Raw genomic sequence first — 13,958 nt, forward strand, 5'->3', positions numbered from 1 at the left:
CCCCCTTTATCTGGTGTAGCTGAAATACAGAAAAATTGCTGTGGTTACCTGTTTACAGAAAAACATGAGTAGCAGATCCAGTCCAAGAATGATCAGACTGTTGGCCGTTGACAGTCCGCCGTCCTCTGCCAGCATCTTTTTTAACTCCGGGTTCTCTTCCTCTGCCCTGTCGTTACACCCATGAAAATCGAGAACTTCCCTGGTGTGTTTCCAGAACATCCGGTCCGCTATTTTTCCCAAAGGATAGAATTCCAACGCCAGCATAATAAGGAGGAACAGAAATACATAGCCGGTATCATAAGGCAGAGAACGGCTTCCCTTGTGCATCCATCCATAAGCGGCAGCCATCAGAGGGACTGCTGTCATATTGAGGACAATGAGCCACAGGGAAATGTCAAACATGCCTCTTTTGGCAAACCAAAGGTTTCCTCCAAATCCGGCGGAAGGGTTAAACTCCGGCTTGTTCTGGGCTTTTCTGAACCGTTCCAGTGTATCTTCTTCGGTATGAACCAGACAGTCCCGGATATCGGATACCAGGTAACCGTCTAACCGCATTTTATTATCTTCCGGACTGTTAACGCGCTTGGGCACGATTTTGAATCTATATTTACAGTAAGGGCATTGTATGCTGTCCTGTTCCAACTCTTTCTGGCAAATGGGGCATTTTATTTTTTTCATTTATGACCAGCCTTTCCCGCCAAAAGCTCTGTGGTGCCTGGCGCTGACTGCAAGTTTCAGTGAGGGGTTCAGTCAAAAGCTATCTGTCTCTATTTTATCACATCTCACCTGGATAAGCCAGAAAAAGGAAGCCGCGCGCAGTGCTTCTATAGATATATTGGAGTGTTTGTGATATAGTGAAATTATCAGAAAATGATAAAGGAGAATGATAATGGATAATCGTGAAGTGATATGTTATTGCGCGGGTGTCACAAAGGCACAGATTCTGGAAGCTCTGGATAACGGCGCCCGGAACCTGGACGATATAAAACAAATGACAGGGGCATGCACTATTGGCAGATGTAAAGAATTAAGTCCCACAGGGAAATGATGTTCCTCTGCGATTATAGGTATAATCAGGGAATACAATAATATCTTTTCAATCCAGTCCAATCATATATACCAATCATAAGGTCCCATATTCCTTACATCTGCCGGCAAAGGGCTTCTGGATTCTGGAGGTTTTATGCACACCCTCCAGAATCCGGAAGCCCAAACTCTGTCAAATAATTTCCAAAAGCTTCAGTATTTCATTGTGAGGCTTGCCAGCATCCGCCTGAAATACGTCAATGTGATTCAGATCCCCGCTTCTGTCCGTAAAGGCAGGGAATAAAAAGCCGCATACGGGTTTATCCGGCTCATACTCCCCGCTCAGGGGGCAGACAGCGCAAATCATATATTCAAATACCTCCTCTGATTCCCACTGGCGTTCCTTGTCAGAACCTTTTGCCGGGATATCATAACGATCATGGAAAACCAGGATGGCATACTCCCTCTCTGCACGGTAATGCTCCATAATAACATCATAAAATGTATCCATCAGGGCATCATTTTTCAGGCCGCATTCATTCATGGCCATGAGAAGCTGCCACATACTTCCTGGTTTCCGCGCACCTTGAGGATATTCGTACTTTTTCAGGTTCACATTCGTGGCTGCAAAGGGGATTTCCTTAGCCAGCTTCAGTTTCTTTGTCCGTTCTGATGCCGATAATTTAAGAAAATTAATATTAAAACTCCCATCAAAATCCCCATCCCTGTCAACATAACATCCTGCAATTCTGGTAAAGGAGGTGCGGGAAAGGGTCATCCGTCTTGTAAGCTCCAGCATGTCTTCTCTGTTTATCATAATCTGTCCGTTGCTTTCCTGTCTTTTCTGTCATTCATAAACAGATTGTACCATATACTTCATGGTCCAACAACATATTAAAATTGTATTCAGTTAAATTATATACAGGTAGGTGCGCCATATGGCGAATGAAATGATAAAAGAAACAGAGCAGGTAATAGACCAGGAAATTGTCATGGCATTGTCTATTGACCGTGTCATGGGCCTTCTGCTGATTGGAGTGACCATGTTAATCATTTTTCGGGCTGTATTGATAGCCAGGAATGCTTCTCTCCTCCATCCGCAGAAGAGCTATCCCCAGAACTGCCAATAGTGATTGGGTAATGGGAACAGACAGCCATACGCCCTCTAGCTTCATGACAGGAGGCAGTCCAAGGGTCAGAAGGAAGAATAAAAGTACTGGTTCACCATAGACCAAAAGGTAGGAAAACAAGTTCTGTTTTGTTGCATAAAAGTAGGATGTGGTGGTCCTGCAAAAGGCAATAAAGAGGAAACCGGCAGTAAAAACCGGCATACTTTCAGCCACAATCGGGAATGCAGCGGAGGATGCGCCGAAAAAGCCGGAAACAGCACTCCTCAAAAGGCAGAGAATTCCCATATTGGCCAGAGCAGTAACGGCGGCAAACAAATATGCCATGTTCCGCACGGTTCTGGCCTGCTTTGGTTTTCCGATTCCAAGGTAAAAGCTCATGAGAGGCTGGCTTCCATCTCCGATTCCCTGTAAAAGCAGCTGTACGATGGCTACCACATAGGATATCACTGCATAGGCGGCCACCGCAGCCTCACCTCCATACACATATGCGCTCCGGTTAATCAGCATGATTACAATAAAGGGGGAGATTGTAAGGCCGAATGGCGATACGCCTGTACCGGCAATCCTGAGCATCTGCTTTTTCTTTAATAAAAAGTGTTCTTTCCGGATTCCTTTTATTCTGGCTCCCATGAATAAAATACAAGGGACCACTGTAACCCCCTGCCCTATGACGGTGGCGGCCGCGGCGCCCGCCACACCCTTGTGGTATACAGCTACAAACAGGAAGTCCAGCAGGATGTTGGTCAAAAATCCTCCAATCATGGATCCCATGGCTGTCACTGCCCCTTCATAATTTCGAATCAGTGGTGCAAAGCCGGTTGCAAAGAGCTGAAGCAGGGAACCTCCAATCAGAATACGGATATATACCATGGCTTCTCCATACACGCTGCCCTCTGCCCCTGACAGTCTGAGGACCGGGCCGCATAATGCAAACAGGACAGCCATAAGCAAAAGCCCTCCCAAAAACAGGGTGGTAAGAGTATTTCCCAGGCACTCTTCCTCCCTCTCCCGGTCTCCTTTTCCACGGTAAAGGGATATCCAGACAGCGCCTCCCATGCCGATACCCGTTCCCACAGCCTGGACCAGGGCAGCCAGCGGATAGGCAATATTCACGGCGGCAAGTCCAATGTCTCCTATGTTTCTCCCAATAAAAAAGCCATCCACAATCGTGTAAAGTCCTGAAAAGGCAAATGCAAGCATGGACGGAAGTACTGCTCCTATAAAACGTCTTAACATGACAAACCTCCCATTATTTGATACAATGAGAATAGTATAAACCTTAAAGCTGCTTGAAAGTCAATCTGTTTTTAATAAGGTCCCCTGTATAGAATGGAAATTGATAGGGACTTTTAATAAGGAGGAATACCTTGAAACACATCAGCCGTATAAAGGAAGTGTCAGAACTGTTCCATTTGCCGGCTTCGGCCCTGCGTTACTGGGATGACGAGGGATTGATTCGCTTTGAAAGGTCAAAGGACAACCATTACCGCTGTCCCACTTCCCAAACCATGCTGGATATATGTGATGTGATTTTTTACCGCAGCCTGTCTCTGTCCATCAAGGAGATAAAGTCCATTCCTGGCATGTGCGTAGAGGATGTGGACCACACCCTGGAGACAAACGCAAGACGGCTGGAGGACCAAATCAGGCAGATGCAGATGACGCTTGAAAAGCTTCAAACACGGCGCTCCATGGTCCAGCGCATTATGGACCTGGAGCGGACTTCGTTTCAGGTCCTGAGGGACCTTCTCCCTGCCATGAAACTGTTTTCTCCTGAGGACAGGGAATCCCTGGAGACCTATGTACAAGATCCATACCAGTCCTCCATTCTGATTAAACCACAACAAGGCCAGGAGATACAGTATGGTATCTTCCTGGCCTGCCCGGATTATGATTTGGGAAACAGTGTCATCCTGCGGGACCAGGACGCCGAATCCAGGCTGTATCTGAAGGGGCTTCTCAAGGTAAATGCCCAATCCCCGGACTGCAATAACGCAGGAGCATTCCTGGAAGCCGCCCAGTCCATGGGATATGGCTCAGGACAACTGACAGGCCGTTATCTGCTAACTGCCTGTGACGGGTACCGCTGCGATTATTACGAAGCCTGGCTTGAGATATGGGACAATGGATAATGAGTTGTCAGCTGACAATTTTCAGATATACCCTGGATGTGAGTATGGTCAGGTTCATGGCTGACAGCAGATTTGTGACAAACAGGACAAATATCCGTATCCTCCCACCCATACACCCGTAATCGTATTATCTTCGGTATCCAGATTAACGTATATTCTGGAAATGCTGTTTAGATTATGCCCCTGTTCAAAGATATACTGGTCCTGTTTTGACACGTACCTGTATAAATAGCAGGCCAGGGCACAGTTGGAGGTGCCGGTTGCGGATTCCTCATCTATGCCGTAAAGCGGGGCAAAATTTCTGCATATGGCAGTCAGACCCATCTCCTTTGCCAGGGAAAACGCATGGATGCCGATGCATTCTTTCTCACGGCTTAGTCTGGTGATGGCGGAAAAATCAGGCGTCATCCGGCCCAGAATCTCAGGGTCCGTTACCGGAAGTATAATATCTTTTAATCCTGTGGACACGATTTGCACAGGTAAGGCATCCGGGATACCGTCAGAATCAAAGCATGCCTTCACATCCCCTTTATCCAGTCTTTCATAGAACTCCGGGATATTCTGCTCCATGAATATCAGACCGCTTTTATCCACACGTATTCTCAATATACCGGATTTTGTCTCAATGGTATACTCCTGTTTTTCAAGCCGCCCTAAATGCCGCAGCACAGTAAAAGTCCCGATTGTGGCGTGACCGCACAGAGGAACTTCGCCCACAGAGGTAAAGTATTCTAATTTAAAATCAGCCAGCTCTGAATCAGCGACAAAGGCGGTCTCTGAATATCCCATGAGAAGGGCGATTTCTGTTTTTTCTGCTTCATTCAGGCGGGCCTGCTGCAATACCACACCCGCCTTGTTTCCGCCTCTGTTATCTTTGCTGAACGCATTTGCCACATAAACATCCATTATCATTCTCCTATGCGGAACATAATCCTGTTCCTAAACTCCTGCGCCTTGCCGTCATTCCAATCATGGACAGGTCTGTAATAGCCCGCAATCCTGCTGTAAACATCCGCAGCGCCATTGCATTTCGGACACCTCTCCTGTCTGCCGGGCAGATAGCCGCAGGTCTGGCAGATGGTATAAACAGGAGACAGTGTGAAACAGGGAATATGGTGTTCTGTAATCATACTGCTGAGCAGATCCCGTGCCTTTTTCCAGTCCTCCAGTTCCCGCTCCATATACACATGGAATACAGTGCCTGTGGTATAAAGAGGCTGCAGGGAATCCTGGTTTATGAGTGCACCCTGCAATGTGCCGTCATAATCCGCCGGCAGTTTGGTGCTGTTTGTATAATAGGGGGTGTCCCCTTCGTGTCCGGCTGTCCGGATCCCGGAAAAACGCTCACGGTCCAGCCTGGCGAAACGGAAGGTAGCTGACTCTGCGGGCGTTGCTTCCAGGCCGTAGAGATTACCGTACTCCATCTGGTATCCAATCAGCTTTTCACGCATATGGTTCAGGACAGAGACAGCAAACTTCTTTGTCTCCTCTGATTCCAGGCCGGCTTTCAGCCACTGCGCATTGAGCCCTGCTTCATTCATGCCGATGACGCCGATGGATGAAAAGTGGTTGTCAAAATCAGTGAGGTAACAGGCCGTATAGGGATAAAGACCATTCTTTAACAGGGTGGAGATCACATTCCGCTTAATGCTCAGGGAACGGGCAGCCAGGTCCATCATCTGGTCCAGCCGGGCATAAAACTCTTTCTCGTCCTTTGACTGGTACGCAATCCGGGGAAGATTGACCGTGACCACGCCAACGGAACCTGTATGTTCCCCATAACCGAAAAAGCCGCCAGCCTTTTTCCGCAGCACATGGAAATCCGGCCGGATTCCATCATAAGAAGTCCTTACATCTTCCGGTTTCATGCCATTTCCCATATAATTGATGAAATATGGGGTTCCGTAATGGGATGCCAGGGAAAACAATAGCCGGTTTTGTTCGTTGTCAGACCAGTCATAATCTGCTCCTATCCCATAAGCCGGAATAGGATACTGGAATCCCAGGCCATTGGCATCGCCTTCCAGCATGGTTTCCAGAAACGCCCTGTTTACCATGTCCATTTCCTTCTGGCAGTCTCCGTAAGTAAATTCCATTCTCCTGCCGCCCACAATGGCCTTTTCGTCAGCCATGTCCCCTGGAACCTTCAGGTCCATGAAAATGTGGGAAAATGGGGCCTGGGTACCCCAGCGGCTGGGAGTGTTGACTCCAAAGACAAACGCCTCCATGCATTTCTTAACCTTATCATAGGACAGGTTGTCTGCCTTCACAAAGGGAGCCAGGTAGGTATCAAAGGAGGAAAATGACTGGGAGGCAGCCCACTCATTCTGCATAATTCCCAGAAAGTTTACCATCTGGTTGCAGAGGGTGGCCAGGTGCTTGGCCGGAGATGCGGTAATCTTCCCGGTGATGCCGCCCAGGCCGTCTAACAGAAGTTTTCTGAGGGACCATCCGCAGCTGTAGCTGGTCAGCATGGATAAATCGTGGATATGGATGTCCCCGTTTACATGGGCATCGGAAATCTCCCGGTCATAGACTTCTGTAAGCCAGTAATTGGCAGTCACTGCGCCGGAATTGTTCAGAATCAGACCGCCTACAGAATATGTGATGGTTGAATTTTCCTTGACGCGCCAGTCCTCCACCTTTACATAGTTATCCACCACATCCTTGTAGTCCAGGATGGTCTTATCCAAATTCCTGATTTTCTCCCGCTGTTTCCGGTATAGTATGTAGGCCTTGGCCACATCAGTGTAGCCGGATTCCTCCAGGACTTTCTCCACGCTGTCCTGTATATCCTCCACGCTAATCCGGCTGTCTTTTATCTTCATCTGGAAATCAGATGTGACCCGGAGCGACAATAGCTCGATAATATCAGCCGTATATGATTTACCTGTTGCTTTAAAGGCCTTCTTGATAGCCAGCGTTATCTTATCCAATTGGAATTCCACGGTTTCCCCGTCCCTTTTAGCCACTAAAAGCATGTTCTTGTCTCCTCCTTGTTAGGCGTGATTCACTGTCGGTATAAGCAGATTTATTATATTATATCAAAGACATGGGCATAAATACAGCATCATTTCACCAGAATACGCTGTCCTTCCATCCGGCGTTTATTGGATGCCGTCAATGGCCTGTATCACCTCTTCCAGGGAAAGCCATTTATCCCATTCATACCCCGGCTTCTCTGAGGATGTGTCATAGACAGCCCGGAATGCCTGATTGTATTCCTCCTGCGTCATCATGACACCTTCCCATTCATATTGATAGATGGGGTTCCCCTCCTCATCAAACTGCACATGGGAGTTATCCTCAGCCCCATAATATCCGGAAGCAATGGGAAGCAGCCGGCCCGATTCCATACTGTACACAATATCGTAGTAGTAATCCATATTTCCCTCAGAGTTGCACAGAAGATTTCCGCGTTCAATATAAGAGAAATAGAGTCTGGACAGCTGCGTTTCATAGGCAGCCCCGTCTGCAAAACTGACTATCTTGCAGCCCGTTGCCTCGTCGATGCCGATTTCCACCAATTCGGGGATGTCGTCGTCATTGATGTAAATTAAATTATACCCCTGCCACTGACCGCTGTCCTGGGATTGGAGAAGGCCGGTATAGGCCTGCTGCCAGCCGGAGGCAGATACACTGGGCCTGCCTTTGCCCGCGCCCAGAAATCCCAGGACAGACTGTACGGTCTTTTCGGCAAGGGCCGAGTTGGCGTTTTCCGACAGACTTCTCTCCAGGGTAAAGCTGCCGTCAGCCTTTCCGCTGTAGATTCTCACCTCAGGATATCCTGTGCCTGTCTTTGGCCCGGAGGCCGGTGAGTAGCTGCATATGATGATGATATCATTGAAACCATCGCTGTTATAGTCGGGAAAGGATACTGCCTCCACCTTGTTAAACGTCTCGTTACTTCGTGTGTTGCCCTCATACACGCCGTCCAGAAGGCAAACTGTTTTTTTCTCCTTCTTTATCTCAAACATAACATCTGCAAGAGGATTTTGAAGGCTGTCCGGTTTATAGGACGCAAATGTGACGCTGCCCAATGGCTCCAGGGTCACATCAAACGTCTGGTCTTTAATCAGCAGATATCCGGCCTCCCCCTGGGCTGAATCAGCCGGTGCAGCGGTGCTGCCTATGGGATGCTCCGATGACTGCTCAGACTGGGAGCCCTCTTGGGTGTCAATCCTGATTTCCGGTTCGGCCTCAGTGCTTTGGGATTCTGCCTGTTCCGGGGACAGCGCATGGGATGGTTCCTTGTGCCCGCAGGCAGTCAATACGCCGCACAGCGCCATGCAGAGTAAAGGTGCTGTCAGTTTTTTTGAAATATGTTTGTTAGTGATATACTTCATATTTAGTTACCCTCGTTTTCATATGTGCTTTGGTTTTTAAGATACAGTCAATATACAGTCAATATACAATTAATATAGTTCAGTCAATCCAGTGTTTTCTGTCCCGCTACAAGTAAGAGCTTGTCCTGGTCATGTCTGTCACCAAATCCGGGTTATCCTGCTTCATACGTTCCAGCAGAAGTTCAATGTTCGCTGTTTTTCCCTGAATGTTCTTAAATTCCTGTTCCGTAATACCTACCAGCTGGATAAACTCCGTCTTTCCATAGACAGAATCCTGAGACACCGCCTCTGTGTCCATGGTGGTTATCAGTGCCGTGATAGCTGAATCCGTCCCTACATGAAGGGATGTGCCGTTACCTGCTATATACTGGCTGGGGAGAAAAAACTGATTTTGGGTATAGGTGTAGCGGGCAAGATTTGAGAGCATATCAATTGCCCAGAGACAATCTTCCGGCTCCTTTTCCCTAAGCTTGATGGTCATCTCATAACCCCACTTATTCCATTCTCCGCCAAAGGACTCCTCATCTGCATAAAGCTCCGTCATTCCAAATGTCACAATATGCTTATATCCCTTGGGAGAATCATAGATGGAATAGCCGTCCAGGTAGCAGTCGCCGCCAAATATGGCCCTGGCCATCATGTTTGTGCCATAATGCCGGGGCTCCTGTCCCGGGTAGAGCCGCTCAAATTCCTGTTCAATGGTTTCCCAGCCCGGCGCCCATTCTTCGTTTTCTTTTACGCGTTTTAAAAATTCTTCTTTTGTCATTTGATTTCCTCACATGAGTTTTTATATAACCGTGGATGCAAAATATATCATCAGGAATATATCATCCGCGGATTCTATGAATTGCAGGAAGGACCGCAATGTGATACAATACCACACGGGACGTTTGACGGACCGTTTAAAGGGGACCGTATATGTAAAAAAATGTATGTATTGGAGGCTTTGTTTTTATGAAAAAGTGGGAAACGATCAGGGAGTTCATCATGATTACCTTTGCCACCGTCATTGTGGCGGCAGCTGTCTTTTTCTTCCTGATGCCAAGCCATGTATCGGTGGGAAGTATATCCGGTCTGGCAATTGTTCTGGGAAACTTTGTTCCCCTTAAGATTTCAGCAATCACCTTTATCCTCAATATGCTCCTTCTGGTTCTGGGCTTCCTGCTCATCGGAAGGGAATTCGGGGCAAAGACTGTTTACACCTCGTTCCTGCTGCCTGTGGTCCTGGCTGTTTTTGAGACGGCATTTCCGGAAAATGCTTCCATCACCAACGATGCGTTTCTGGATATGATATGCTATATCTTTGTGGTAAGCATCGGACTGGCCATGCTGTTTAACAGGAATGCGTCATCAGGCGGCCTGGATATCGTGGCAAAGCTTTTGAACAAATACCTGCATATGGAACTTGGCCGGGCCATGTCCATGTCAGGCATGTGCGTGGCACTGTCCGCGGCCCTGGTCTATGACAAGAAAATTGTGGTGCTCAGTGTCCTTGGCACCTATCTCAACGGAATCGTCCTGGACCATTTCATCTTTGGCTTTAACATAAAAAAGAGGGTGTGCATCATTTCCCAGCGGGAGGAAGAAATCAGGGAGTTTATCCTGCATCATCTCCACAGCGGCGCCACGATTTATGAAGCCATCGGAGCCTATGACGGCCAGCCAAGGAGGGAGATCATCACCATTGTTGATAAAAACGAGTATGTAACCCTGATGAATTATGTGCTGAAAACAGATAAGGATGCTTTTGTCACCGTGTATACGGTAAATGAAATCATTTACAGGCCCAAGCATTAACTGCAGCCCGGACATGGTTTTATTTCCATTTCCATCTTCTGTCTGATGTTGCCCGCATTCTCATGTTGCAAAGGACCTTTCACTGCTCTACCTGGCGGAAATCAGATACTTTACAATATAATGGTATGCACCCACTGTAAAAGCAGGTATGAGGATTATGTAAGACAGAATATTGAGCATGGTAAAATTATAGACATTGGATGCCTCTCCATATTCAAGAACATATCTGCACACCATGCCCAGAATGGTCATAAGGAGGGTCAGAGGATAGACAGCCCTCTCTTTTGCCTTCCCGTAAAGGCCTGCAAATCCCCAACCTATGATTCCGTAAGAGCAAATCAGCAGATAAGCTTTGGTGAAATCCAGGGGAAAGGGCTGGCTTCTTATGGGAAATGTAAAACAGCCTGCAAAGGCAATATAAAATAAAAGCAGACCCTTTACCATGACAGGATGGCGCATAAGAAAATGATTTATGGATTGGGCCGTCCTGTTTCCGTTTGTCCGGTTTTCTGCATTTGGATTTTTTGCCGCCCTGTTCTCCGCCATTCTGCGCCCTGACAAAAAACACAGGATGCTTATGATTAAAATTACGATGATGAAAGATAGGATACTGACCATACACGTCCTCCTCCCCTGCTGCTGGTTACCATGACAGAACTGAATGACAGACAGCATCACGGCGCCCATGAAAGAAGGCGCTCCACTGCACTGGCAGACATATAATAGCATTCATTGATACTTCTCATATCGTTGGCAATATTATAGACAAAGGGGGCTGTCCAGATGACTGCTGTCTCCTCCTTTTGATAACACGATATAAACACATCCATGCCTTCCTTCCTGTAAACTGACAGTACCGCGTCAGGGGGACCTGGCGGCGGTTCCCGGTCCGGAAGAAAGGTCCAGTTCCTGCCGGTCATATCAGCAAATAACTGGTCTATCACCGGATTGGAGGTGGTGTAAAAATGATTCCGGTTTTTAAACTGTACTTCCACTGTGTCCCCGGACGGGCGTGAAATGCAAAGCAGGGGAATACCTTCTGCCGCCATCCAGTTTTTTTGCGACATGTATTCAATGGTTTCCCGCCCGTTCCATTTTCCCGTTACATTCCATGAATCTGTAAAGAAGGAATCGTCATGGTCCAGGGTAACCGGACGTTCCGGGGTGCTGTATGCCAGGCGCCCCTGATCGGTGCTTACCAGCAAAAGACTGCTCTTTATGTAGCCCTCTGCCGTATCCATGAATGCTGCAAGGGCGTCCGGATCTCCGAAAAAGCCTGTCCTGTCCTCCTGCTGGAGTGCGAAATCTGCTGTGTGGGAGTGCGCTTCCACTGTTTTTTTATCCGGACCTATGTAAAAGATACGAATGCTGTATGCGCCATATCCCTGGTTCATATAAGGTGAATATTCCATGAGATAATCCGCCCCGTTTTCTCTGTAGAGATACAGCATGGTCCAGCCTGCATGGGCCACACTGTAGTCATGCTCCCAGATGACCGGGGAATCAGCCGATTCTCCCGCCAATACCTTAAGGGAGGCATACTGTCCTCCTGATGCCTGGAAATCAGCCAGTCCAGCAGTGATGCGCTCCGGTTCTCCATCATGGTCCAGATCTGCAAAGAATATAACGTCCGCGTCCGTTCCGTATTCCATGGGGCAGAGGGTTCCGGCGTCCGTCAGCAGCTCCGGTTTTACTGTGATTTCAGGCAGTGATTCTGACGCTGTTTCCGGCGCCGGCGCCTCGGACCGGTATTCCATGCCTTCCGGCAGGGCAGGCTCACGCGCCATGCTGCTGGCTGCAGTGGGAGATATTGTGCCGCCGCATCCGCAGAGGAGAACAGTCACAGCAAGTATTGTCACGATTGGGGACCATATCATTTCTTTCCATCCTTTCTCTGCGCGTTTCATTTTTATACTAAAAGTATACTATAAGTGTGGGCAGAGAACTCTTAATTTTCCCTTGCAAAATTCCTAATATCAGCGGTTCTGCGTATGCCTGCCAGACGTTTTGCCCGAAAGCATGAACAGAATCAGGGTGATGAATAAAAGAATGCCGATTATTACCAGCGCAACGGATTGGACGAAGGAACATGTTTCATGGTATTGTCTCATCTCGTCTCCCTCTATCCAGCCGCTGTACAGGTCCAGGGCATTTCCCAGGCAGTTATCTTCCAGCACATCACGGTCTGTTATGCGGTATGCCTTTTTTTCCTTATCAGTCAGAAAGCGGGCGGCCCCCTCGTCCCAGTAATAGCCCACAGGAAGGGCCACCCTGCCTTTTGCAGGTATTCTGGTGATTGCGTTGTCCACCAGAGCCCAGGTTCTGGTTCCGTCCTTAAAAGTAATCAGGTAATACTGGGCATAATCCGCATACGGCCTCATCCAGAAGGTGGTCCACCGGCTCCGTGTAATGGCGGGGGCAGTGACCCCGTAGGTTGGGCTGCGGCTGCTGTAATAGCCGCGCTGCGTTGACGGCCGGGTTCTGTGGCTGATTTGTTTATAGATACCGGTTGCTTGAAAGAGAGAGGCATCTGCCTCCCATGCGCCGATATAGTTTTTCTGTAAATCCGATACAGAGGTCATGTACCCGGTCGGCTCCGTACAGGGGTAACCTGCCCCGTATTTCAGCTCAAAACTGCCGTTATCGTCTTTTGACAGCACTTCCTCTGGGGTTACGGGCACGGCGGACCGGTACAGAAGTCCCTCAGCATTCAGCCGCGGAGCAATGGCAAGGAAGAAAATAAGCAGGACCACCTGTGCCGCAAGCATCCATAAAAGTCCATACCCCTTATCCTTTTTCATACCTTTCGTTCCTCCTGTCATCACTGGCTGTATGCCCGGATCAAGGTGTATCGGATCCTGAGGCATGTATTGTCATTTGTATTATACCATACAAATAAAATCCAGGACATAAAAAGGAACCCCGCGGTTTTGATGATGTGATGCTGCATCACCGCCACTGCGGGGTTCTGTTATGCTATGCCGGGTTTATCCTTCAATGGAGATATATTTCTTTTCTTCTGCCAGTGGTTTCGCTTCCTTTTTTGGAATGGACAGTCTCAGGATACCGTGCTTGAATTCGCCCTTTATATCATCTTCCGTCATATCTTCGCCCACATAAAAGCTTCTTTCGCAGGCGCCGGCATAACGCTCCTGACGGATATATCTGCCGCTCGTCTTCTCCTGCTCGTCCTTATCCAGTCCTTTGGCAGCACTGATGGTCAGGTATCCGTCCCTGAGGGATGCCCTGATTTCGTCCTTTCTAAATCCTGGCAGATCCATTTCCAGTTCATATCCTGTATCTGTTTCACGGATATCGGTTTTCATCAGGTTTTTGCCTCTGCGTCCATATAATTTCTTCTCCAGCTTCTTCATATCCTTGCTGTCAAAAAAAGGATCCCTGAAAAATTCATCAAACATATTTTCACCAAAAATACTGGGCATTAACATACGTCATTCCTCCTCTGTTTTTTGTGGGGCTCCCGGAAACAGTTCCGGGAGCCATGTATGGTCAGGTCTGTACGTCAT

General features: G+C 48.1%; 14 protein-coding genes. 3 read left to right on the plus strand and 11 right to left on the minus strand.

Features of this window, described 5'->3' with window-relative positions; genetic code table 11:
- Positions 1–6 precede the first annotated feature (6 nt).
- Entirely contained in the window at positions 7–678 is a 672-nt protein-coding gene (locus tag CGC65_RS15050) for a TFIIB-type zinc ribbon-containing protein (protein WP_002567681.1), read from the minus strand.
- 205 nt (positions 679–883) lie between these two features.
- Here CGC65_RS15050 and CGC65_RS31850 point away from each other — a divergent pair, with 205 nt between their 5' ends.
- Complete coding sequence (locus tag CGC65_RS31850; protein ID WP_240162627.1) at positions 884–1,129, plus strand: (2Fe-2S)-binding protein; 246 nt, start codon at positions 884–886, stop codon at positions 1,127–1,129.
- A 90-nt stretch (positions 1,130–1,219) separates the two neighbouring features.
- On the opposite strand, the gene CGC65_RS15060 is transcribed toward CGC65_RS31850, so the two are convergent.
- Both CGC65_RS15060 and CGC65_RS15070 read right to left on the minus strand, forming a co-directional pair.
- Positions 1,220–1,843 (minus strand): DUF4317 family protein, encoded by a 624-nt coding sequence (locus CGC65_RS15060; protein WP_002567683.1) that lies wholly within the window; start codon positions 1,841–1,843, stop codon positions 1,220–1,222.
- Positions 1,844–2,072: 229 nt separating this feature from the next.
- Positions 2,073–3,392 (minus strand): MATE family efflux transporter, encoded by a 1,320-nt coding sequence (locus CGC65_RS15070; RefSeq protein WP_002567685.1) that lies wholly within the window; start codon positions 3,390–3,392, stop codon positions 2,073–2,075.
- Between the two features lie 131 nt (positions 3,393–3,523).
- Here CGC65_RS15070 and CGC65_RS15075 point away from each other — a divergent pair, with 131 nt between their 5' ends.
- Complete coding sequence (locus CGC65_RS15075; protein ID WP_002567686.1) at positions 3,524–4,288, plus strand: MerR family DNA-binding transcriptional regulator; 765 nt, start codon at positions 3,524–3,526, stop codon at positions 4,286–4,288.
- 54 nt (positions 4,289–4,342) lie between these two features.
- Here CGC65_RS15075 and CGC65_RS15080 read toward each other — a convergent pair whose 3' ends face one another.
- From CGC65_RS15080 to CGC65_RS15095, 4 genes are all read right to left on the minus strand, one after another.
- Positions 4,343–5,194: a PhzF family phenazine biosynthesis protein gene (locus CGC65_RS15080; RefSeq protein ID WP_002567687.1), complete on the minus strand. Its 852-nt coding sequence runs from the start codon at positions 5,192–5,194 to the stop codon at positions 4,343–4,345.
- Positions 5,195–5,196: 2 nt separating this feature from the next.
- Complete coding sequence (locus tag CGC65_RS15085) at positions 5,197–7,269, minus strand: ribonucleoside triphosphate reductase (protein WP_002567688.1); 2,073 nt, start codon at positions 7,267–7,269, stop codon at positions 5,197–5,199.
- A 126-nt stretch (positions 7,270–7,395) separates the two neighbouring features.
- Positions 7,396–8,634: a hypothetical protein gene (locus tag CGC65_RS15090; protein ID WP_002567689.1), complete on the minus strand. Its 1,239-nt coding sequence runs from the start codon at positions 8,632–8,634 to the stop codon at positions 7,396–7,398.
- 106 nt (positions 8,635–8,740) lie between these two features.
- The gene (locus CGC65_RS15095) at positions 8,741–9,400 is read right to left on the minus strand and encodes a suppressor of fused domain protein (RefSeq protein ID WP_002567690.1); all 660 of its coding nucleotides are present in this window, start codon (positions 9,398–9,400) and stop codon (positions 8,741–8,743) included.
- Positions 9,401–9,588: 188 nt separating this feature from the next.
- On the opposite strand from CGC65_RS15095, the gene CGC65_RS15100 reads away from it, so the two are divergent.
- On the plus strand, positions 9,589–10,431 hold the full coding sequence (locus tag CGC65_RS15100) for a YitT family protein (RefSeq protein WP_002567691.1): 843 nt from the start codon (positions 9,589–9,591) through the stop codon (positions 10,429–10,431).
- A gap of 87 nt (positions 10,432–10,518) precedes the next feature.
- Here CGC65_RS15100 and CGC65_RS15105 read toward each other — a convergent pair whose 3' ends face one another.
- The 4 genes from CGC65_RS15105 to CGC65_RS15120 form a co-directional block, all read right to left on the minus strand.
- Positions 10,519–11,049 carry a hypothetical protein gene (locus CGC65_RS15105; RefSeq protein ID WP_002567692.1) on the minus strand — a complete coding sequence of 177 codons (531 nt, stop codon included), beginning with the start codon at positions 11,047–11,049 and terminating at the stop codon, positions 10,519–10,521.
- Between the two features lie 56 nt (positions 11,050–11,105).
- A complete protein-coding gene (locus CGC65_RS15110; protein WP_002567693.1) occupies positions 11,106–12,308 on the minus strand; it encodes a hypothetical protein in 1,203 nt (400 codons plus the stop codon).
- A 99-nt stretch (positions 12,309–12,407) separates the two neighbouring features.
- Entirely contained in the window at positions 12,408–13,232 is an 825-nt protein-coding gene (locus CGC65_RS15115) for a hypothetical protein (RefSeq protein ID WP_002567694.1), read from the minus strand.
- A 186-nt stretch (positions 13,233–13,418) separates the two neighbouring features.
- Complete coding sequence (locus CGC65_RS15120) at positions 13,419–13,880, minus strand: Hsp20/alpha crystallin family protein (RefSeq protein WP_002567695.1); 462 nt, start codon at positions 13,878–13,880, stop codon at positions 13,419–13,421.
- Positions 13,881–13,958: the final 78 nt, after the last annotated feature.

Source organism: Enterocloster bolteae (assembly GCF_002234575.2).
Taxonomy (GTDB): domain Bacteria; phylum Bacillota; class Clostridia; order Lachnospirales; family Lachnospiraceae; genus Enterocloster; species Enterocloster bolteae.

Coding starts and splice junctions, on each gene's coding strand:
- CGC65_RS15050 (WP_002567681.1), bottom strand. CDS start 678: ATGAAAAAAATAAAATGCCCCATTTGCCAGAAAGAGTTGGAACAGGAC.
- CGC65_RS15060 (WP_002567683.1), bottom strand. CDS start 1,843: ATGATAAACAGAGAAGACATGCTGGAGCTTACAAGACGGATGACCCTT.
- CGC65_RS15070 (WP_002567685.1), bottom strand. CDS start 3,392: ATGTTAAGACGTTTTATAGGAGCAGTACTTCCGTCCATGCTTGCATTT.
- CGC65_RS15080 (WP_002567687.1), bottom strand. CDS start 5,194: ATGGATGTTTATGTGGCAAATGCGTTCAGCAAAGATAACAGAGGCGGA.
- CGC65_RS15085 (WP_002567688.1), bottom strand. CDS start 7,269: ATGCTTTTAGTGGCTAAAAGGGACGGGGAAACCGTGGAATTCCAATTG.
- CGC65_RS15090 (WP_002567689.1), bottom strand. CDS start 8,634: ATGAAGTATATCACTAACAAACATATTTCAAAAAAACTGACAGCACCT.
- CGC65_RS15095 (WP_002567690.1), bottom strand. CDS start 9,400: ATGACAAAAGAAGAATTTTTAAAACGCGTAAAAGAAAACGAAGAATGG.
- CGC65_RS15100 (WP_002567691.1), top strand. CDS start 9,589: ATGAAAAAGTGGGAAACGATCAGGGAGTTCATCATGATTACCTTTGCC.
- CGC65_RS15105 (WP_002567692.1), bottom strand. CDS start 11,049: ATGGTCAGTATCCTATCTTTCATCATCGTAATTTTAATCATAAGCATC.
- CGC65_RS15110 (WP_002567693.1), bottom strand. CDS start 12,308: ATGATATGGTCCCCAATCGTGACAATACTTGCTGTGACTGTTCTCCTC.
- CGC65_RS15115 (WP_002567694.1), bottom strand. CDS start 13,232: ATGAAAAAGGATAAGGGGTATGGACTTTTATGGATGCTTGCGGCACAG.
- CGC65_RS15120 (WP_002567695.1), bottom strand. CDS start 13,880: ATGTTAATGCCCAGTATTTTTGGTGAAAATATGTTTGATGAATTTTTC.